The sequence below is a fragment of the Acinetobacter sp. YH12152 genome (genome assembly GCF_013418285.1).
GTDB classification, from domain to species: Bacteria; Pseudomonadota; Gammaproteobacteria; order Pseudomonadales; family Moraxellaceae; genus Acinetobacter; species Acinetobacter amyesii.
This window is the reverse complement of sequence record NZ_VPCH01000003.1, coordinates 89,577-109,529: the sequence shown is the minus strand read 5'-3', so window position 1 is coordinate 109,529 and position 19,953 is coordinate 89,577. Positions and strand designations below refer to the sequence as shown.

Below are 19,953 nucleotides of genomic sequence, written 5' to 3'. Positions count from 1 at the left end.
ATGGATATCGATGTGTTAGATGCACCGTTCGACGAAACGGTGCTATATCATTCAAAGAACGAGACTAAGTTTGCGGTTCGAAATGCGAATGTAGAAGATGATGAGCAACTAATGAAAATTAGTGCTGAGACTGTGCCAAGTAATGGCATTACCTTATCTTATGAACGTCACCCGAGTTATTTGGCTGCTAGCCATGCACAGTATAATCGACCAGATTTAAAAGTGGTTGTCCCTGTGGATGATCCAACTATTGTAATTGCGATGATGAATTTGGGATGGCGTTATTGTTATATCAATGGTCAGCCTGACCTGATGCGTTATGTCGCCGATTTAAGAATGAATCCAGCGTATCGTGGTGCTAAAGTCATGCGCTTATTAATGGACTATGTCCATGATGAAATCCCCCAAGATACGATTTTTGAAAGTGTAGTTTTAAACGCCAATATTGTCGCAGCTAGTATTTTACATCATGAAAGATCAGGTTTTCCGTTGCCATATTTTTATGACGAAATCCGAACCTTTACTGTTTCACAAGCAGTGAAACCAAAAGCTTTCAATCAATATCAATTTAAAACGCTGACTGCTGAACGTGTAGATGAAGCAAATGATTTCATTTTAAAAATGAAAGACCATTATAATTTTTTACCTAGCTATGATTTTAATGCTTTGGTTGATGGTCAAAATCCATTTTGGGCAGGCTTAAATCTGGACGATTTTTATTTGATTTATGATCAGCACAATCTGTTGGTTGGACTCTACGGATTATGGAATCAAAAGAGTTTTAAACAAACCCGCGTAATCGACTATTCGCGTCCATTAAAGTTGATGAAGCCTTTTTATAATGCCTACGCGAGTGTGCGTGGTGTGTTATCACTGCCAAAAATTCAGGGAACTTTTGATTATTTAATGTTGCATAGTCCACTATGTCATCCTGAACATCTGGATGTATTTGCAAGTTTGGTTTTTCATGCCAAGCAACAGACCAAGCGACGTGGCAAAGAAACCTATTGCATCACTTTGGCAGAGAAGGACCCACGTATAGGATGGATGAAAAATACCACCTCTCACGTGTTAAAAGCCAAGCACTATTTTCATAGTTTTAAAGGCAATCCATATGCAGCTTTTGATCGTAAACGTATAAGTTATTTTGAAGCTGGGCGTATATAGTTGAAGTGATAGCCATCAAAAAATCAATTAAAACTGCCAAATCAATCATTTAATATCATTCTAATTGTGTACTTATGTAACTGAGTTCTTCAGTATACTGCGCAAAGAATAATCAGAATGAGAAAGACATGTCAAAATTGATGTGGGGAATTGGCAGTTTAGCGGTGCTTTCAGCAGCTGTGGTGGGAGGAAATTTATATGCAGATAAATCTCTTGCCCAATTTTATACACAGAATAATTGGTCAGCAGCTGTACAAGATGTTGATGTGAAGTACAGCAATTATCAAATGGGCTTGATGGGCGGAACGGTCGATTGGGTATTAACGCTGAAAACAGACCCGTGTAAACCCAAAGAAGTGATCGTATTGAAGGGTACCGATCAGATTCAACGTGGGTTGAAAGGTTATAACATCAACTCGAACTTTAAGATTGTTCAACAACAAAGTACGTCCGAATATGCCAAGCTTTTTGGCACGGACTTAACGGCAAAAACGTTGGTCAATTGGATTGGTCAAAGTAAAACAGATCTACAGATTCCTGCATTTAAAACGACTGCACAAGGTGCAACGGTACAAGCTGATGCCAGCCAATTGCAAATTCGGATCAGTAGTTTACCGGGGCAAGTCACTAAGGTATCTGAGCTTTCAATCCATTTACCTGTGGTTCGGTTGAGTGAAGGTCCAATGCAAACCATGGTGCAAAATTTTTCGATGAAGACCAATCAAGGTCTAAATCAGAAAAATCTTGAAAATGGCTTTGTTGAAATCCAAGCGGGTTCTATCAAACGTTTAGATCAAAAGTTCTCAGGCGGCATGCGTGGTATGCAACTGCGTTGGGAGACCGAACTAAATAAACATGATGTGGACTTTGAAGGCTACTTAAAAGCTGATGAGATGGATTTCCCAGGTTCACCAGTCACCAAAGATTTCGCACTAAATTTGGCATTACATAAAGTCAATCTAGATAAAGTTCGTGCATTTAGTGAACTTTTGCATCAGGTGGAAAATTCATGCGATGCAGTGAGTGAATCAAGTGAAGAAATGACTCAAGCTTTCTTAGCTATCGCAAGCCAAGGTTTTGATTTTGAGTCTAAAGATAACTCGATCAGTATTGGTGGAGGTAAAGCCTCTGCAAATGTCGTGGGGAAAGTCATGCCGGGTCACCATGCCTCAATGGAGTCTTTTATTAAAATGGTGCCGAGCTTACTGGATTTTCAAGCAGACTTAAGTTTTGATAAAAATATGATGACTGCAATCATGAATAACTTTTTGCAATTACAGGGCAAAAGTTTGTCAGGACAGGAAGCTGAAGCCATGTTTGCTGGTTTTGAAACATCAGGGCAAGGCAAGCGCGATGGCGATAACATGGTCATGAGTATGCAATATAAGTTCGGTCAAAAGCTTTTTGGTCAAGCCATACAAAAGAAATAAGCAACCAGTAGTGAGTAGTTAAGTTTAAAAAATATAAAACCGTCATAGATTGGCGGTTTTGTATTTTTGGCTACAGAATTATGATTTTCAGTTTATCGGAACACAGCGGCCTAGCCATTGTTGAACAGTTGAAAAGTTGCTAGCGTCAATGGGCAACTAGCCAATGAAAACAACAATAGGAAAGACACCATGTCACACGATTATTTTTTTAGACGGAAACTTGTTCATTCATCCATGCCTAAATGTTCTTGGGTAAAACACAGTCTTATTAGTAGCATTTTTCTGATCGCTGTTCAGTCTACAGTTTTTGCGGGTACTTCAATTTCAGATCAACGTTTGTCGAATGAAACGCAAGGTAAAAAACAATTTAGTGAAGAAACCTTAGATATTATTGAGAGTGAAGCAGCTAAACCCAAAGAAGAGCAGCAGAACAATTCAAATCATAAATCTAATCGTAATAATAAGATCATTCAGGAGACCCAGCTTGAAGGCTCAACCATGAGTGATTATTTGCTTCAAAAGAAAAGGGCAGCGGATCAGGTCGGGTTAATACAATCTCCTGAAGTTGCACCGATTAACCGTATTGTGCTGCAAGAGCGACATGAAAATATTCGAGTAACGTATCCAGATGGAGTCGTGGTTGAAATGAAGCACTGACGTGCTTCATTTCATAGATCAGGAATTTCTAAAGTCAAACCTTAGATTTGTGGATGAGTGATTTTCCATGCACGGTGAATTTTGGTATTACGTTTAAAGTCTAGGCCAATGGTTTCATTGCTGATTTCTTCAACGTCAAACATTGCCATGATCACATCGTCCATCTCAAAACCACGGTAGTTGTTTGAGAAGTAAAGCGTTCCGTCAGTGGTTAAACGGTTCATGGCACGTTTAAGCAAAGACATATGGTCGCGTTGGACATCAAACGTACCATAGAACTTTTTAGAGTTAGAGAATGTTGGTGGGTCAATAAAGATCAGGTCATATTGCTCGTGACCTTCTTTCAACCATTCAAAACAGTCGCTAGAGAAGAACTGATGTTGTTCATCTGCATGATCTACTGTCAAACCATTCAGTACAAAGTTCTCTTTAGACCAGTTTAGGTAGGTATTTGACAAATCGACACTGGTCGTACTTGCTGCACCGCCAAGCGCTGCATGTAAGCTCGCTGTAGAGGTATAGCTATATAAGTTCAGGAAGTGTTTACCTTTGGCTTCTTTGGCAATACGTAGACGCATTTGACGATGGTCAAGGAACAAACCTGTATCGAGGTAGTCTGTTAGGTTCACCAAAATCTTTGCTTTGCCTTCTTGAACGATAAAACGTTTAGACGCAGTACTTTGTTTGGTGTACTGATTTTTACCTTCTTGGCGGGCACGTGTTTTAATGAAAATCGCATCACGACCTAAGCCTGTCACTGCACGAATCGCTTGCAGTGCTAAGTTAAAGCGTTTTTTGGCTTTCTCAGGGTCAATTTTTTTCGGTGGTGCGTATTCTTGTACGTGTAAACGATCACCATACAAATCTACTGCGACATTAAAGTCTGGTAAATCGGCATCATATAAACGTAAGCAGAAAATATTTTCTTTAACTGCCCATTTTTTAAGATTCTGCATGTTTTTTTGCAGACGGTTAGTAAAGTCTTCTGCACCTTCAATTTTTTCAAATTGTTGAGGTTCCCAATGCTCGAGGAAAGGCTTTTGAACTGCTGCAGGTTTGACTGTACCAAAACGGACGTAAATTGGGAGCTTACCATTCATCAAACGCAAAATTTGCGGATCATTAAAGGCAAGGACATCGGCCTGTTCAACTTGTGCTGCAATAATCGCAGCAGGCTGATTTGGGAAGTTCTTTTGTAATAATGCCGATAGACCTAAATACAGTGCGCGGTTAGAGGCTTTATCACCTAAACGCTCGCCGTATGGAGGATTAGTGACAACAAAGCTTTTCTTACCTGTTGCTTGGAATTCTGGCCAGTCTGCAAGTGTACGTTCTTCAATTTTAATTTGATCAAGTACAGATTCGAAACCTGCAGCAATAATATTTTGTTTGGTCGCTTTTACCGCTTCCCAGTCTGCATCAAATGCATAGAATTGTGGGAGAGGATTTTCAAGTGCAGCTTTATGACGCTCAGCCGCTTCGCCTTTAATTGACATCCAAAGTTCATGGTCATGACCATTCCAACCATTAAAACCAAAACGACGAACAAGGCCTGGTGCGCGGTCAGTCAAAATCATTAAAGATTCAATGATAAAGGTCCCTGAACCACACATTGGGTCCAAGATAATATCGGGTTGATGTTGTTTAAGTTTTGCTTTCTGTAAGATAGCAGCCGCTAAGTTTTCTTTAATCGGTGCATCTGTCATGTAGCGACGGTAGCCGCGTTTATGCAGAGAATCACCTGATAAATCTAAGCAATAAGTATGTTCAGTTTTGCCAGCTAATACATACAACGTAATTTCAGGTTGCTTAATGTCAATGCTAGGACGTTTGCCCACAGCTTCCATAAAGGAATCGACCACACCATCTTTGACACGTAAAGTTGCGAACTGAGAATTGACTTTAATGTCACGTTCGATGTGTAAACGAACAGCAAATGTACTTTGTGGTGCAAAAATAAGTGACCAGTCAAAGTTTATTGCACCTTCATAGAGCTCTTCCGCTACATCACGTGCATCATGCGTGAACTCTAATTCATGTGTATGAATCGGGGTGAGTACACGAGAAGCCAAACGTGACCACATGCAAATACGGTATGCATCTTCAAGTGTGCCTTTGAATACAAGACGACCCGGGAATTGTTCAATATTTTGAACACCTAAACCTTCAATTTCCTCGCGGAGTAAGGTTTCCAGTCCATCTGCACAGGTAACCCAATATGTAGAAAGACGCGGTTTCGAATTCATGTAAATTTCCAAAGGCAAAAAAGCAATCGCATATTTTAACGTATTTTCGTGGATTTGGGCGGACGATATTGCGCTGAAACGGGAGAAATATCGGTAGATTTGAATGACTTTATCAAATTTATTCTGTGTACATTGTGAGAAATATCACTTAATGGTACAAAAATTGCTATAACCCTGATCAAATTTCGATCTTTATAATATTGATATCATTAGGGGTATTTATGACAGGGCTGGCAATCAATAGTCAATCAAACGCATTTTCAATCGCCACTTTAATTTACGCGCGTTTACGTCGTGTGTCAGGTCGGGTTATTGACGCATTATATGTGGTTGAGAATGTCGAATACGCACGCTTTGTTTCTAACTTGGCTCTGGAAACGGCCGATCCTGAATTATCTCGTTTGGTTGCGCGGCTTTACAGCGAGTTGAATTTGCATGAAGCTGCCGTTTCTGAAGCAGAGGAATTGACGGACAGTTCAGTACAGCCTGAAACGGCAGAAATATTAATGAGCGAACCGACTGCGGAAGACATCTGTAAAGCACAGGTTGCACATCGTTATATTGGCGCATTGCGTTAATTCAATCCCGCTGTGAGCAGCAGCATAAATTTCCTGCTGCACGCAGCCTGACGTATCAACTCTCTTTCTTTATTTCACAAGTTATTTAACTGCGCAGAAGGCGGCTGTTTATAGCTGAACTTTATCTGTTTGAAAGTATTCAATTCAATCAAAAATAAGGACAGATAGAAGTCCTGTTTGAAGGCTTTTTGAAAGGGGAAAGGTGAAGTTTAAATTAAAACGTTTAATTTATCTAATTGAAATGATAGATAGGAATTTGAAAATTCATTTTGAATAACATCATGCGTTTGCATTGAACGTTGAAAACTTCAACTGCCATTTGCCAAGATTCTCTGTATAATGCGTTAACTTAACGATAAGGAATCTCTCATGCACTTGGCGGCATTGCATACACCGAGCCAGATTCAACTCAACCAAGATGGTAACTTAAAACATTTCCTCACCATCGAAGGCCTTTCTAAAGAAACTCTCACAAAAATATTGGACACTGCGCAGTCCTTTTTTAATGACCAAAATCAGCTGATTACCAACAACCTTTTAGAAGGCCGTACGGTAATGAACCTGTTTTTTGAAAATTCAACACGTACCCGTACCACTTTTGAAGCGGCAGCAAAACGTCTGTCTGCAAACGTATTGAACATTGATATTGCGCGTTCAAGTACATCAAAAGGCGAGACACTGCGTGATACCTTGTGGAATTTAGAAGCGATGGCGACCGACATTTTTGTGGTTCGTCATTCATCGTCAGGCGCGCCGCACTTTATTGCCAAAGATGTTTGTCCGCATGTGGCAATCATCAATGCAGGCGATGGCCGTCATGCGCATCCTACGCAAGCCATGTTGGATATGTTGACGATTCGCCGTGAAACCAAAAAGAATTTTGAAGACATTTCCATTGCCATTATTGGCGATATTAAGCATTCGCGTGTTGCCCGTTCAGATGTCGCTGCATTGCAAACATTGGGCTGTAAAGATATTCGTGTCATTGCGCCAAATACTTTGCTGCCTTACGGTTTTGATGATTATGGCGAAGGCATTCGTCTGTTCAACAATATGGAAGACGGCATTCAAGACTGCGACGTGATTATTACTTTACGTATTCAAAACGAACGTATTGATTCTCCTGCGCTGTCATCTCAAGCTGAATTCTACAAAATGTACGGTTTGAATAAAGAGCGCTTGGCTTTGGCAAAACCTGACTGCATTGTGATGCATCCGGGACCAATGAACCGTGGTGTTGAAATTGACTCGAGTATTGCCGATGGCACTCAGTCAGTGATTTTACATCAGGTGACCAATGGTATTGCGGTGCGTATGGCGGTACTGGCTTTGGCAATGCAAGGTCAGTTGCAAGAAAAAGGTTTAATTGAAGCGATTGCGGTTTAAGGGATAGTCATGAGTATTGTTAAAGTTGAAAATGTACGTGTCTTAGATCCAATTAATCAAACTGACAGCGTACAGACGGTTTATATTGAAAATGGCCGATTGGTTGCCGAAAGCAATGCCGCTGAAACCATTGATGGTCAAGGCAAATGGCTGATGCCAAGTATGGTTGACCTTTGCGCGCGTTTACGAGAGCCGGGTCAGCAGCAGCACGGCACTTTAAAGTCAGAAGGTAAGGCTGCACGTGCGAATGGTATTTTGCATGTGTTTACCCCGCCTGACTCAAAACCGATTGTGCAGGACAATGGCGCATTGATTCATGGCCTGGTGGAAAAAGCCATGCTAGACGGCGGCATTTATCTGCAGGTGATTGGTGCGCAAACTCAAGGCTTGTTAGGCAAGCAGCCGGCGAATATGGCAGGTTTGAAAAAAGGCGGCTGTACAGCAGTATCGAATGCCAATGCGCCATTTATGGACGATGATGTGGTGATTCGTACTTTGGAATATGCAGCGGGTCTGAACATGACCGTTGTGTTCTATGCCGAAGAACCGCAAATTGCCAAAGATGGTTGTGTGCATGAAGGCTTTGTCGCATCTCGTCAAGGTTTACCGATGATCCCTGCATTAGCGGAAACCGTAGCCATTGCAAAATATTTATTGATGATTGAAGCTACTAAAGTGCGTGCGCACTTTGGTCTGTTGTCATCAGGCGCATCTGTCGAATTAATTAAACATGCTAAAGCGAAAGGCTTGCCTGTGACTTGCGATGTAGCCATGCACCAATTACATTTAACTGATCAGTTGATTGATGGCTTTAACTCACTTGCACATGTTCGTCCGCCGCTGCGTTCTGAGCAAGATAAAGACTTGCTCCGCCAAGCAGTGAAAGACGGTGTGATTGATGCAATTTGTACGCATCATGAGCCGCTGAGCAGCTCTGCGAAAATGGCGCCATTTGCTGAAACACAGCCCGGTTTTACCGCATTTGATACTTATGTGCCTTTTGGTATTCAACTGATTCAAGAAGGCCTATTAAGCCCACTGGAATGGGTTGAGAAAGTCACACTCGCACCTGCTAAAGTAGCCAATATGCAACAACGTTGGGCAGATGAAGCGGGTTGGGTGCTTGTTGATCCAGAGCTTGAGTGGACCATTAATAAAGACGCGATTGTGTCAAATGGTAAGAACACACCATTAATTCAGCAAACGGTAAAAGGTAAAGTAGTTCACGCTTTTTATGCCGTTTAAGCGCACGCTCAACATGGAAATTTGTTGATTCTCAGAATTTTGATTAGACATTAAAAAGTCAGCTTCGGCTGGCTTTTTTAGTGAAGATTGAAAATAAAAGAAGAAATTAAAGCGTTGACAAGTCCGAACAAATTATTACATTTGATCAAAAAATAAGCATATAAACTGAAGTACACATGAAAATAATGACAACTGCATGGAGTACAAATATGAATATAGACTTATTAGCGCTGATTAAGCAGCACGTCTCCTCGATTGTGCTGGACGGTGATACACAACACTTAACTGAAAAAAATTCAGCCATTAGCCAGTTTGTTCCAGTCCTGTTGAATATTTTTCGATCCAAACCTGAATTTATTGATGCGTTCCAAAAACAGTTAAATCCCCGCATTGGTGATATTTTCTCAGCGAATCCCACATTAAAAGATCAATTTCTGCAACATCTGGGTGGCGGTGCAGCACCAGCGTCAGAAATAGAGCAGACCTTGAACCACACGATTGCCCCAACTTTAGGGGTACTTGAAAATGAAGCGGGTTCATCTGATCCCGTCGCAATCACGCATTTACTCGATAATCATGCAGATAGCATTTTGGCTGCACTGCCACAATGGGCAGTGCCTTTACTCGCAGGTTTAGGGATCAATACAGCAGCCGGTCGTACATTACACCAAGCGCCTGCCGTTGAACCAACGCCTGTTATCGTTGAAGAAAAACGCTCGAATTGGTTATTGCCGATTATTGCGCTGCTTATATTATTGGGTCTGATCGCATTTTGGTTTAAGTCTTGTACCAATAAACAAGAACCAACCACCTCTGCAACAACGGTTGCACAGCCTGCAGCTTCTCAGCCAGCACATTTGCAATTTAGCACTGGTGCGGATGGGCAGTTAACCAACTGTCAAATTCAAACAGGTGATTCAAACTATCTTGAAATTTTGCAGCAACAAGTCAAACAGATCTTTAACTTTAATACGGGCTGTGGTGCAACATCTGATGCCAGTTACCATACTCAATTTATTGATCAAGATACCATTCCAACGGTTCTGCAAAAACTAAAAGGTGTGCCAAATACCACTTTGACCTGGACAGAAAATCAGTTATCAATTTTGTCGCAAAATCCTGCAGATGCTCAAAACCTTGCCAATCAAATTAAACCTTTAGCAAAAAATATGACAGTATTGGTTCAAGAAGGTGTGAGTGAACAAACAGCAGTAGATAACAGTATTACTGATGCGCAAAAAGCATTAGCGAGCATTAACCCTGAACAAGTTCGTGCTCTAGATGTTGCGACTGCGCTGAACTTACAAATTATTAATTTTGCGACTGGTTCATCTGATATTCCTGATGTGAATAAATCGATTTTGGATCAGGCGGCAGCGTTAATGCAGCGCGCTACACAGGTACATCTGACTGTACAAGGTCATACCGATGCTGTGGGTAATGCGGAAGCGAATAAAGCGTTATCGCAAGAGCGTGCACAAGCTGTGGTGGATTACTTGGTGTCGAAAGGCGTTGATCCTGCACAGCTTCAAGCGGTGGGTTATGGTCAAGAAAAACCGGTAGCAGAAAACAGCACCAAAGAAGGTCAATTCAAAAACCGTCGTATTGAGTTTGAAGTTTTAAATACTGAGAATGGCAAAGTACGAGATGTTACCAGTGAAGGCGTGGCTGAAAAGACCAATTAAAACCATACTAAATGAGATGATATATAAAAAATCCCTGCACATGCGGGGATTTTTCTCGTCAAAGCGCTGTAATTTTGAGTAAAATACGCCCGAAGAATAAAATCATAATGGTACTTATACAATGAAAAAAATAGTCATCACGAGCCTCATGTTGTCTGCGGCATTAATATCCGGCTGTGATAATTTTAAAAATAAAAAAGATACAGAAGCCAAAACGGAAGCGCCTGCTTTGGAAGATTGGAGTTGTACTGCACAAGCCAATATTGACCAATTGCAAGATCATTTAAAAAAAGAATATCTCAAAGAATTAAACAAAGAAATACGTCAGTCAGATTATGAAGCCGATCAGCAACTCATGGATCTGATTGTAAAAAATCTAAAATTTAACATTCAAAATGTCACGACTTTAACTGAAGACCCTAATAAAGCCAAAACATTGGAATGTAGCAGTCAATTGTTGGTGGTTTTCCCGAAAGGATTACAAAAGCGTGCTGAAAACGCCTTTGCTGAACGACCATGTGATGAAGGCTGTGAAGAACGTGGTAATTATACTTTGAATGATTCACTCGAAGATGGTGAGTCAGGCTTAAGCATGGACAATGATCAGCTTAAAGGGAACTTTAGCTATAGCATCACTAAAACGGACAAAGATGGTTTAAGTTTAAGTGTCCCAAGTCAAAATGACGTAATTGATAGCGTTGTAACAGTGACACGTCATGCGGTGCTATATGCGGCATATAGTGCTCAAAATAAGCGAAACGAAGAATCCTATCAGCAAGGGATGGAGAGTCAATCTCAACAAATGAGCCTTGCACAAAAGGCAATGGATATTCGTAAGAAAGAGCTAGATCAGGATAATGGCAAAGTGGTGGACCGTCTCAATCAGACTTGGGATCGTTTTAGTGATGAACAAAAGGCGCAGTTACAGCAAGATCAAGCAGACTGGTTTGAAAAGCGTGATATCGACTGTAAAGTGCTTGCACAAAAAAGTGTTTATTCATTAAATGAAAGTGAAAAAGAGACTTATCAAAAGCATTCGCAATACTGGGATGATGCGATGAATACGCAAAATCAAGAGTTGCAATATACCAAATGTTTTAATCAGAAAACTACAGAACGAATTGTGTATTTAAATAACGTGTTTAATTGATCTAAAAGAAGAAAAGCCCTCAATGAAGGGCTTTTTTTTGAATCTTAGTTTATTGCTTGATGATCAAAACAGGAATTGGGCACTGCGTTAAAATATTTTGTGCTACGCTACCCAGCATGGCTTTTTTTAAACCTGTGCGTCCATGCGAACCCATGATGATTAAGTCTGCAGAGATTTCATCAGCCACTTGTAAAATCCCTTCGGTTGGCGATACACCATGAATCAAACGGGTTTTAACTTCGATACCATCACGTACAAAGGTTTGTTTGATATCTTCTAAACGCAGCTGAGCACTTTTTTCAGCTTGCATAAAATATTCAGTGATTGCAGGTGCAACAGCATAGAAATCGACACCAACGAATGGATCAACAGCAACAACACTGACAATGGTCACTTGTGCATTTTGACTTTTAGCCAAGCTGAGGGCATGTTCAACAGCAGAATATGAAATTGGAGATTCATCCACAGGGACTAAAATTTGTTGATATTGACTCATATCTGCTTCCTTAATATTTTAAATGTTATCAATCTAATCTTGCTCTATTCACGATATTGTATGAATTAGACAAAAGGGTAAGCCTATGGGTGAAGGGTGTGCTGAATAGAAAAAAGCCCACATGATGTGGGCTTAGTCATCTTAAGCTTTTACAACCAACACAGGTAATTCAGTATTACTGAGTACATCTTGTGCGAAGCTGCCGAGTAGCATTTTCTTAAAGCCTTTACGACCATGTGAACCCATCACAATCAAATCGGCTTTGACTTCATTGGCTGCTTCTACGACACCTTCAGCAGAAACTTGACCTTTAATAATCTTACTTTGTGCTTCTACACCCACTTCAGTTGTAATTTGCACAGCTTCTTTCAATGCGGATTCTGCATTTGCATAAGCTTGTACGAAATATTCTTTCATGATTGATGAAGAATAATAGAAGTCTGCATCGGTAAATGGGTCTTCAGCAACAAGGCTGATTAAAGTGAGTTGGCTGTTAAACGCCTTGGCAATAATTGCAGCTTTTTTAACTGCAGAAAACGAGATTTCTGAACCATCGACAGGTACTAAAATGTTTTGATATGACATGGAACAATCTCCTGTAATTTTGCTTTTAAACCCTATAGATTATTGATAACACATTGTCGTGAATGGTTCAATTTATTAATCTAAAAAATATTGTAAATTCATAAAATTACATAAATTAATGTCGATAAGTCGTCAAATAAATCTGAGCGAAAAACTCGGACTTTGCTCAAAAAATATTAAAATAAAATCGACTAATTTTCTCGGATTTTGAGCCTAAAAGATCAATATGAACTTTATAAAAATAAGCCTAAACTATATACAGTTTTAAATCTTAGATTTATAACAAAATTGATGCGATTGGATAGTTAGATATGTCATATAAAGTAGGGTTGGTTGTACTCAGCATGTGTTCAGTGTTGCATTTGTCTGGTTGTCAAAACACGCAAAGCAGTACCAAAGTGATTGCAGGTGCATTTAACTTATCGACACAAGTCCAAAAGACCTTTATCAACCTACATGCACCTGACAATGTTATTGTGCAGTCAAATATTCAATATCTACAAAATCCAAATTTAAGCTTGGATATCTATCAACCTGAAACAAGTACGGTTATTGCACCCAGACCAACAATTGTTTGGATCCACGGGGGCGGTTGGGTCTCTGGCTCAAAAGAACATGCAGGGGGATATTTTAAACGGCTCGCAGCCCAAGGCTATAATGTGGTTTCTGTTCAATATCAGTTTGCACCTGACGCCATTTATCCCACACAGCTCAACCAAATAGATGCAGCACTGACGTTTTTGAATCTACATGCAGCACAATATGGCATTGATTCGCAAAATATGTATTTGGCAGGGGATTCTGCAGGTGCAAATATGGCCAGTCATTATGCCGCCTTGGTTACGAATCCAGATTTTGCGAAAGCGTCAAAGATTCAACCTGTATTAAAGCCTTCACAGCTTAAAGGGCTGATTTTACATTGTGGTATTTATGATTTAAACAGCTTTGTAAATACTGCACCCGCAGAGATTGGACTGATCGAGTGGGGCGTCTATAACTTAGTTCAGGCGTATACCGGAGACAAAAAAGATGATGCCGAGTTTTTAACGCGTATTTCAACGGCCTCAAATATTAATGCAAATTATCCGCCTGTATTTATCAGCGGTGGCAATAAAGATTTTTTAACCAAAACGCAATCTGAGCCTTTTGTAGAAAAATTGAAGGCAAATAATGTACCTGTGACGGCGGTATTTTATCCAGATTCGAAAGAATATTTGGTACATGAATATCAATTTATGATGAGTAAAAAGGCTAGCCAGCAGACCTTTGATCGCACTTTAGAATTTTTGCAACAACACGTACAGTCCGTTAAAAATTAAAAACAGACTTAAAATGCTTGCAGAATAATCTCTAACTTAATAACATACCTACCAGTTGGTATGTTTGTTTTGGAATGAATAATGAATTCGGTAACATTGGCGTATGGCTTACTGTCATTGGCGATTATCTCAGAAGTAATTGGTTCGACATTTTTGGTGAAGTCAGAAGGCTTTACCAAACTTGCGCCTTCATTGGCTGTCGCAGTTTTATTCTGTTTGGCATTTTATTTATTGTCTCAGGTGATTAAAGTCATACCACTTGGTATTGCTTATGCCATTTGGGCAGGCGTTGGTATTGTTTTAACCGCACTAATTGGCTACTTTATCTTTCGTCAAAGTTTAGACCTCCCAGCCATGTTAGGGATAGGCCTGATTGTTTCAGGTGTGGTCGTGATCAACCTGTTTTCAACTTCAGCTGGACATTAATATGGATAATCCGCATCAGCGCAAGAAAGAGCCTCAACTGATACGCCAAAGTATTTTGCAGCATGCAATCCGTCTTGCTGCAGATAAAGGTGTCAACGGGGTGTCGATTCAAGCCGTTGCGGATTTAGTTGGGGTTACAAAAGGTGGTGTATTTCATCATTTTTCAAATAAGCAAAAGCTCTTAGAGTCCATGATTGTGATGCTTTTGGCTCAATTAGACGAGGTCGTTGACCGATTAATTGACGAAGACCCTGAGCCATACGGTCGTTTTACCCGAGCCTATATTGAAATTACTTTAGAAAAACAAATCATGGGTTTGCAACAGTCATGGTCTGCGATTTCGATGACCATGCTGACTGATAAAACTTTTAATGAATATTGGATTGAATGGATGAACTCACGTTTAGAGCGACATCATCAGACCGATTTAGATATAGAACTCAAAATTGTTCGTTATGCAGCTGATGGTATTTGGCTCACCGCTTTTACAGAAGTGGAAGATGAAAGTGAAACCCAATTATTAAAACAAGAACTGATCGCCAGAACGTATCGAGCGAAATAGATTAAATAACTGATTTTACATACGTAAAAGTAATTACGCATTTTTAAAATGATTTTTAAGTCTATTCGACAGAGTCTTACATCTAGGGATTGAATAAAGGGATTAACCTTCGGCTGGAGGTACTCTTGAAATGTTGTTTCTCATTCGGCAAAATGAGAAGCGTGCTACGTAAGGAAACCATTTTGCGGAGCATTGCTCCTCACCGCAAAAACATTTTTGATTAGAAATAGTCCAATCTCAAACACATGCGGATGACGTTACCGCGTATCATTCTTTATTTGAAGCAAATTATTTAACTGAGGGCTTAATTTCTTTTATATTTGAAAATAGCATGCACGACTAAACCAAAGACCAAACCCCAAAATGCAGAGCCAATACCAAAAAACTGTACGCCGGATGCACTAAACAAGAAGGTGAGCAGAGCGGCTTCACGTTCACTAGCTTCTTGGAAAGCAATGACGATGTTGTGTCCAATAGTGCCGAGTAGGGCAATGCCTGCTAAAGCGGTAATAAACACCAATGGGAAAGCGGTTAAGAAACTCACCAAAGTGGCTGCAAACAGGCCCATCAAAATATAAAAAAAGCCACAGGTCATACCTGCAATATAGCGCTTTTTCTCATCGGGGTGGGCTTGGTCATCTAGACTGATGGCGGCACTAATCGCAGCAATATTGACACTAAAACATCCAAATGGCGCGAGTAGCGTTTGGGCTGTCCCAGTCCAACCGATCAGTTGATTAACGTGGGGTTGATAGCCATAACTTTTAATCATGGCTAAACCCGGTAAATACTGAGAGGCCATATTGATTACAAAGAGTGGTAGCGCTAAACCCAGTATTGCTGAGATCGAAAATTCAGGTGTGACCCAAACTGGCTGTGCGAGTTCTAAATTAAGCGCCGGTAATTGAAAGCCAAGTAATAATGGACAAAGCATGATGCCAATGATCACCGTAATGACAATGCTATATCGTGGTAACAGTCGTTTACTGAGGACATAAGCCGCGAGTAAACCAAGAACGAATGCCCATTCATTTTGTAAACTGATAAATAGCTCAATACCAAATTTAAGGAGTACGCCCGCCAACATTGCACTGGTTAGACTTTGTGGGATATAGCGCAGTATTTTTTCAAAAATGCCTAAAAATCCGAGTACTGCTGTTAATAGGCCACAGACCAAGAATGCGCCTAGAGCGGCATTCATGCTGTAACCATTTGCAGTCGCTAAAATCAGTGCCAGTCCCGCAGTGGACCATGAAGTCGCAACGGGATATTTAAATTTCCAAGACAGAATCAACCCGCTTAAGCCGATACCCAAACCTAGAGCCCAAAACCAAGAGGTTATTTCTGCAGTGTTGGCACTGAGCATTTGTGCAGATTGGATCACCAAAACAGCCGAGACACTGATCCCGACTAAGAACGTAATAAAACCTGCAAAAGCAGCTGGAATGGAGAAGTCTTGTAGTAGTTTTTGCATAATGATCGAGCTATGACTATTTTTGGCGCAGATTTAAGATGACATTTTTCAGGATGATACGCTCAAGTCCTGTACAGTAAAAGTGCTCATCGAGATATTATGGAAATACTTTATTTATTCACAAATGACACTTTAACAAACGGCACTTTAATAGTACGAACCGACAGCCTAGATTGTGGATGTTTCATCCATTCAAAATTTAAAAGCATTGTAAATTTTTATAATTTAAAAAATTGAACTATGTCTCACATGTCATTTACAACGTAGATGTCGCAAGTTTTAGACCAAATCCACAAAATAGAAGACCAACCGCTGCCACGCAGCATGCCGTAAATTTATAGCGATGGCTAAAATAGGTAGCCAGTTTTGCACCCGAAAAGATCAAAATCGTTAAATAGCTCATACTGATAATTTGCAATACGATCGCGAGTACGGTAAATGTAATCGCAGGATATGGATACGTAGGATCAACGAATTGCACAAAGAACGATAAGTAAAAAAGAATGGCTTTAGGGTTTAAAATACTGATGGTTAATGCAGTCTTAAACGGTTTCAGTTCGCTCAAACTCAGTTGCTTGGTGTCGAGTTGTTCTGGCATTTGAACGGCATTCCATGTTTGGTAGGCAGCCTTGAAAAGTTTGATACCTAGATAACTTAAATACAGCGCACCGACAATTTTTAATAATAAGAATAACCAAGGGAAGGCGTGAAGTAAGGATGCAGCCCCCAGAGCGGTGAGTAAGATTAAGATTAAATCGCCAGTATAGACACCAAAAGCGCCTAAATAGCCGACCTTAATGCCATAGCGAGAAGCAACAGACATGACATAAAGTGAATTTGGACCGGGTAAAATCACAATTAATATCGTACCAATAATAAAGGTCGTTAAGTCTGTGATTCCAAACACTGAAGACACTCAAATAAAAAACCGAAGCTGTAGTATACAACTTCGGTTCTAGATGAAACTGAAAATTTCTAATTTATGCTTTTATTTCAGCATCTAAGCCAAAAGTTTGACGCAGTAAGCTACTTAATTGCTCACGGGCTTTAATAAAACCATCAATACCGCCTTGTAATAGTTGGAAAGACATTAAGTCTTTTTCAACTTCAGCTTTGAAAGTTTGCTTGTCGAGCACTTGTACATCGTGTTGACAGTGTGCATGCGCATGATGATTAGACAATTGCACTTCCACGGTACGCTGATCTTTTTCCAGTTCTGCCAATAAATTCGGTGAAACCGTCAATAAATCACAACCTGCTAAACCAAGCACTTGATCAATACTACGGAAGCTAGCACCCATAATCTCAGTTTTGATGTCATGTTGTTTGTAGTAGTGGTAAATCTGCTTCACTGATAACACGCCCGGATCTTTCTCAATCGGGTAGCTATCCACATTTTCAGCTTTTTTGTACCAATCTAAAATACGACCAACAAATGGCGAAATCAGCGTGACTTGAGCATCTGCACAGGCTTGAGCTTGATGTAAGCCAAACAATAACGTCAGATTACAGTGAATGCCTTCAGCTTCAAGGGCTTTAGCGGCTTGAATGCCTTCCCATGTTGAGGCAATTTTAATTAAGATACGGTTTTGATCGATACCATACTGTGCATATAAAGCCAATAACTCTTTAGCTTTTGCAATGGTGGCATCAGTATCATAAGACAAGGCTGCATCGACTTCTGTAGATACACGTCCTTCGATCAATTTTAAAATTTCAACACCAAATTTGACCGTAAGAATATCGATGGTGCGCTCAACCAGCTCATCGTTTTGATAACCTTCTTTACGCGCTTGTTCAAAAGCACTTTCAATCAGTTCTTTATTTTCAGGTTGATTTGCCGCTGCTGTAATTAAAGATGGATTTGTAGTCGCATCCAATGGACGGAATGTATTAATCGCAGCTAAATCACTGCTGTCAGCAACAATCGTTGTTAGGCTTTTTAATTGGTTTAACGCATTTTGAGTCATTTGAAATCTAGTTCTTAATGTTCTTGGTGTACATACTTTTATAACACAATCTGTTTAGAACCCAACCAAAAACCGCCCAATTAGGCGGTCTAAATCGTAGTTTTTCGTGAATTTCGGATGTGATTAATCAAAAAATGAGCAGCCGAGCCGAGTGGTTTTTCACGGTTCCAGACCAAGTCGACGAAATATTCAAATTTGGGTGTGAAATCTTGAAAGCTTAAGATTTTGAGTTGATCTTTGAGCGTCGGATTTTCATTAAACATCTCTAATGGAAGCACACCCCAACCCAGCCCTTGAATAATCATCGAACAGGCAGAGTGGTGGTTATCTGTACGCCAACTGTGTTTGGAAAATAACAATTCTGGTTTGATGCTTTTATCACGACTTGCAACCACGATTTGCCGACTTTGCAAAATTTGCTCAAAACTGACTTGCTTAAATTTAGACAGGGCATGTTTTGTCGCTGCAACAGGAACCAATGCTTCACGCTTCAATTCGACAAATTGTTCATAACTCTCAAGCTGTTCACGTTCAAACATTAGAGCAAGCTGCGCTTGACCCTGTAATAACATCTTTTGAGCATCTTCTTGAGGCGCAGAAAAAATATTGATTTGCAAAGATGGAAAATGAGTTTCTAGCAAAGAGATATAGTCGGTCCACTGCGTATGAAGCAGTTCTGATACCACCACGATATTCAGTGAAGACTCTAAACCATGACTCAGCGCAATCGCATGCTGTTTCCACTGATTGATTTCTATCAATAATTGTTCAGTTTTTTCATACAGGTTAAGCGCTTGAGTGGTGGGCACAGGCTCACGACCAACGCGCTCAAACAGTTTAAGGTTGAGATCAATTTCGAAATTCGCAATGGACATGCTGACAGCCGAAGGTACTTTGCCGAGTTGTCTGGCAGCTGCGGAAAATGATCCTGTTTCCATGACTGTTTTAAAAATCATCAGTTGTTCTTGATTAATATTCATGTGCATACAGAAAAAATAAAGGAATACAACCTTTCAATAATATTGAAAGAACCTAACTCGATTAATCAATAATATAAAAATAAAATAAGTTTTTTACAAATAATAGAGTGTTTCAAAATGACGATTTCCAAGAGAAGGATTATTCATGCGCTAAGCTATGAGATCATCCTATTGGTGATCATTGCTATTGCTTTAAGTTTTATTTTTAAAGTTCCAATGGAAGTAACGGGTACGCTAGGTATTGCGATGGCGGTCACTTCTGTGATTTGGAACATGATTTTTAATCATTATTTTGAAAAATTTGAAGCAAAAAGAAAGTTAAAAAGAACCTTTGGTGTACGTGTTTTACATGCGATTGGATTTGAGGGCGGCTTAATGCTTGCAACCATCCCAATGGTGGCTTATGCCATGCATATGACCTTATGGCAGGCGATTTTGCTCGATTTTAGTATGACCATGTGCATTTTAGTCTACACATTTATTTTCCAATGGTGCTATGACCAGATCGAGGCGCACTTGGGCTACCAACCACAATATCGTTAAATTTCAATAAGAAAATCACATTGGCCTGTACTGATAAATACAGGCCTTTTTTGC

General features: G+C 40.0%; 19 protein-coding genes. 12 read left to right on the top strand and 7 right to left on the bottom strand.

Going from position 1 to position 19,953, the window contains the following annotated elements; all coding sequences use genetic code 11:
* The 3 genes from FTU83_RS02010 to FTU83_RS02000 all read left to right on the top strand — a co-directional run bounded on the left by FTU83_RS02010 (nt 1) and on the right by FTU83_RS02000 (nt 3,254).
* Nucleotides 1–1,167, top strand: a complete 1,167-nt coding sequence (locus FTU83_RS02010) for a GNAT family N-acetyltransferase (protein WP_180105570.1) — start codon at nt 1–3, stop codon at nt 1,165–1,167.
* 128 nt (nt 1,168–1,295) lie between these two features.
* Complete coding sequence (locus tag FTU83_RS02005) at nt 1,296–2,597, top strand: DUF945 family protein (RefSeq protein ID WP_180063520.1); 1,302 nt, start codon at nt 1,296–1,298, stop codon at nt 2,595–2,597.
* A gap of 189 nt (nt 2,598–2,786) precedes the next feature.
* Complete coding sequence (locus FTU83_RS02000; protein ID WP_180050577.1) at nt 2,787–3,254, top strand: hypothetical protein; 468 nt, start codon at nt 2,787–2,789, stop codon at nt 3,252–3,254.
* 41 nt (nt 3,255–3,295) lie between these two features.
* Here the strand turns inward: FTU83_RS02000 and rlmKL are convergent, their stop codons facing one another.
* Entirely contained in the window at nt 3,296–5,500 is a 2,205-nt protein-coding gene (rlmKL, locus tag FTU83_RS01995) for a bifunctional 23S rRNA (guanine(2069)-N(7))-methyltransferase RlmK/23S rRNA (guanine(2445)-N(2))-methyltransferase RlmL (RefSeq protein WP_111884254.1), read from the bottom strand.
* Between the two features lie 221 nt (nt 5,501–5,721).
* Between rlmKL and FTU83_RS01990 the strand changes: the two genes are divergently transcribed.
* The 5 genes from FTU83_RS01990 to FTU83_RS01970 all read left to right on the top strand — a co-directional run bounded on the left by FTU83_RS01990 (nt 5,722) and on the right by FTU83_RS01970 (nt 11,544).
* Nucleotides 5,722–6,078, top strand: a complete 357-nt coding sequence (locus FTU83_RS01990) for a hypothetical protein (RefSeq protein WP_180026441.1) — start codon at nt 5,722–5,724, stop codon at nt 6,076–6,078.
* 369 nt (nt 6,079–6,447) lie between these two features.
* Nucleotides 6,448–7,464: an aspartate carbamoyltransferase catalytic subunit gene (locus tag FTU83_RS01985; protein ID WP_180041141.1), complete on the top strand. Its 1,017-nt coding sequence runs from the start codon at nt 6,448–6,450 to the stop codon at nt 7,462–7,464.
* A 9-nt stretch (nt 7,465–7,473) separates the two neighbouring features.
* Complete coding sequence (locus tag FTU83_RS01980) at nt 7,474–8,709, top strand: dihydroorotase (RefSeq protein ID WP_180105569.1); 1,236 nt, start codon at nt 7,474–7,476, stop codon at nt 8,707–8,709.
* Nucleotides 8,710–8,918: 209 nt separating this feature from the next.
* The gene (locus tag FTU83_RS01975) at nt 8,919–10,394 is read left to right on the top strand and encodes an OmpA family protein (protein WP_180105568.1); all 1,476 of its coding nucleotides are present in this window, start codon (nt 8,919–8,921) and stop codon (nt 10,392–10,394) included.
* A gap of 121 nt (nt 10,395–10,515) precedes the next feature.
* Nucleotides 10,516–11,544 (top strand): DUF1311 domain-containing protein, encoded by a 1,029-nt coding sequence (locus FTU83_RS01970; protein ID WP_180105567.1) that lies wholly within the window; start codon nt 10,516–10,518, stop codon nt 11,542–11,544.
* 49 nt (nt 11,545–11,593) lie between these two features.
* On the opposite strand, the gene FTU83_RS01965 is transcribed toward FTU83_RS01970, so the two are convergent.
* Together FTU83_RS01965 and FTU83_RS01960 are read right to left on the bottom strand one after the other, a co-directional pair.
* Nucleotides 11,594–12,040, bottom strand: a complete 447-nt coding sequence (locus FTU83_RS01965; protein WP_078188616.1) for a universal stress protein — start codon at nt 12,038–12,040, stop codon at nt 11,594–11,596.
* Between the two features lie 141 nt (nt 12,041–12,181).
* Nucleotides 12,182–12,625 (bottom strand): universal stress protein, encoded by a 444-nt coding sequence (locus tag FTU83_RS01960; protein WP_078191806.1) that lies wholly within the window; start codon nt 12,623–12,625, stop codon nt 12,182–12,184.
* A 311-nt stretch (nt 12,626–12,936) separates the two neighbouring features.
* Here FTU83_RS01960 and FTU83_RS01955 point away from each other — a divergent pair, with 311 nt between their 5' ends.
* The 3 genes from FTU83_RS01955 (at nt 12,937) to FTU83_RS01945 (ending at nt 14,932) form a co-directional block, all read left to right on the top strand.
* Nucleotides 12,937–13,944 (top strand): alpha/beta hydrolase, encoded by a 1,008-nt coding sequence (locus FTU83_RS01955; RefSeq protein ID WP_180105566.1) that lies wholly within the window; start codon nt 12,937–12,939, stop codon nt 13,942–13,944.
* An 81-nt stretch (nt 13,945–14,025) separates the two neighbouring features.
* On the top strand, nt 14,026–14,370 hold the full coding sequence (locus tag FTU83_RS01950; RefSeq protein WP_078188613.1) for an SMR family transporter: 345 nt from the start codon (nt 14,026–14,028) through the stop codon (nt 14,368–14,370).
* Nucleotide 14,371: 1 nt separating this feature from the next.
* Nucleotides 14,372–14,932: a TetR/AcrR family transcriptional regulator gene (locus FTU83_RS01945; protein ID WP_180055160.1), complete on the top strand. Its 561-nt coding sequence runs from the start codon at nt 14,372–14,374 to the stop codon at nt 14,930–14,932.
* Between the two features lie 304 nt (nt 14,933–15,236).
* On the opposite strand, the gene FTU83_RS01940 is transcribed toward FTU83_RS01945, so the two are convergent.
* The 4 genes from FTU83_RS01940 to FTU83_RS01925 form a co-directional block, all read right to left on the bottom strand.
* Nucleotides 15,237–16,406, bottom strand: coding sequence for a benzoate/H(+) symporter BenE family transporter (locus FTU83_RS01940; RefSeq protein WP_180105565.1), 1,170 nt, complete (start codon nt 16,404–16,406; stop codon nt 15,237–15,239).
* Between the two features lie 256 nt (nt 16,407–16,662).
* On the bottom strand, nt 16,663–17,313 hold the full coding sequence (gene leuE / locus FTU83_RS01935; protein ID WP_180055164.1) for a leucine efflux protein LeuE: 651 nt from the start codon (nt 17,311–17,313) through the stop codon (nt 16,663–16,665).
* A gap of 73 nt (nt 17,314–17,386) precedes the next feature.
* Nucleotides 17,387–18,376 (bottom strand): transaldolase, encoded by a 990-nt coding sequence (gene tal / locus FTU83_RS01930; RefSeq protein ID WP_078191801.1) that lies wholly within the window; start codon nt 18,374–18,376, stop codon nt 17,387–17,389.
* Between the two features lie 89 nt (nt 18,377–18,465).
* Complete coding sequence (locus FTU83_RS01925) at nt 18,466–19,356, bottom strand: LysR family transcriptional regulator (RefSeq protein WP_180026433.1); 891 nt, start codon at nt 19,354–19,356, stop codon at nt 18,466–18,468.
* A gap of 117 nt (nt 19,357–19,473) precedes the next feature.
* Here FTU83_RS01925 and aceI point away from each other — a divergent pair, with 117 nt between their 5' ends.
* Nucleotides 19,474–19,899 carry a chlorhexidine efflux PACE transporter AceI gene (aceI, locus tag FTU83_RS01920; protein ID WP_168377760.1) on the top strand — a complete coding sequence of 142 codons (426 nt, stop codon included), beginning with the start codon at nt 19,474–19,476 and terminating at the stop codon, nt 19,897–19,899.
* The last annotated feature ends 54 nt before the right edge of the window (nt 19,900–19,953 follow it).

Bases quoted from the DNA above. Each gene is read 5' to 3' on its own strand.
- FTU83_RS02010 (WP_180105570.1), top strand. From the start codon at position 1: ATGGATATCGATGTGTTAGATGCACCGTTCGACGAAACGGTGCTATAT.
- FTU83_RS02005 (WP_180063520.1), top strand. From the start codon at position 1,296: ATGTCAAAATTGATGTGGGGAATTGGCAGTTTAGCGGTGCTTTCAGCA.
- FTU83_RS02000 (WP_180050577.1), top strand. From the start codon at position 2,787: ATGTCACACGATTATTTTTTTAGACGGAAACTTGTTCATTCATCCATG.
- rlmKL (WP_111884254.1), bottom strand. From the start codon at position 5,500: ATGAATTCGAAACCGCGTCTTTCTACATATTGGGTTACCTGTGCAGAT.
- FTU83_RS01990 (WP_180026441.1), top strand. From the start codon at position 5,722: ATGACAGGGCTGGCAATCAATAGTCAATCAAACGCATTTTCAATCGCC.
- FTU83_RS01985 (WP_180041141.1), top strand. From the start codon at position 6,448: ATGCACTTGGCGGCATTGCATACACCGAGCCAGATTCAACTCAACCAA.
- FTU83_RS01980 (WP_180105569.1), top strand. From the start codon at position 7,474: ATGAGTATTGTTAAAGTTGAAAATGTACGTGTCTTAGATCCAATTAAT.
- FTU83_RS01975 (WP_180105568.1), top strand. From the start codon at position 8,919: ATGAATATAGACTTATTAGCGCTGATTAAGCAGCACGTCTCCTCGATT.
- FTU83_RS01970 (WP_180105567.1), top strand. From the start codon at position 10,516: ATGAAAAAAATAGTCATCACGAGCCTCATGTTGTCTGCGGCATTAATA.
- FTU83_RS01965 (WP_078188616.1), bottom strand. From the start codon at position 12,040: ATGAGTCAATATCAACAAATTTTAGTCCCTGTGGATGAATCTCCAATT.
- FTU83_RS01960 (WP_078191806.1), bottom strand. From the start codon at position 12,625: ATGTCATATCAAAACATTTTAGTACCTGTCGATGGTTCAGAAATCTCG.
- FTU83_RS01955 (WP_180105566.1), top strand. From the start codon at position 12,937: ATGTCATATAAAGTAGGGTTGGTTGTACTCAGCATGTGTTCAGTGTTG.
- FTU83_RS01950 (WP_078188613.1), top strand. From the start codon at position 14,026: ATGAATTCGGTAACATTGGCGTATGGCTTACTGTCATTGGCGATTATC.
- FTU83_RS01945 (WP_180055160.1), top strand. From the start codon at position 14,372: ATGGATAATCCGCATCAGCGCAAGAAAGAGCCTCAACTGATACGCCAA.
- FTU83_RS01940 (WP_180105565.1), bottom strand. From the start codon at position 16,406: ATGCAAAAACTACTACAAGACTTCTCCATTCCAGCTGCTTTTGCAGGT.
- tal (WP_078191801.1), bottom strand. From the start codon at position 18,376: ATGACTCAAAATGCGTTAAACCAATTAAAAAGCCTAACAACGATTGTT.
- FTU83_RS01925 (WP_180026433.1), bottom strand. From the start codon at position 19,356: ATGAATATTAATCAAGAACAACTGATGATTTTTAAAACAGTCATGGAA.
- aceI (WP_168377760.1), top strand. From the start codon at position 19,474: ATGACGATTTCCAAGAGAAGGATTATTCATGCGCTAAGCTATGAGATC.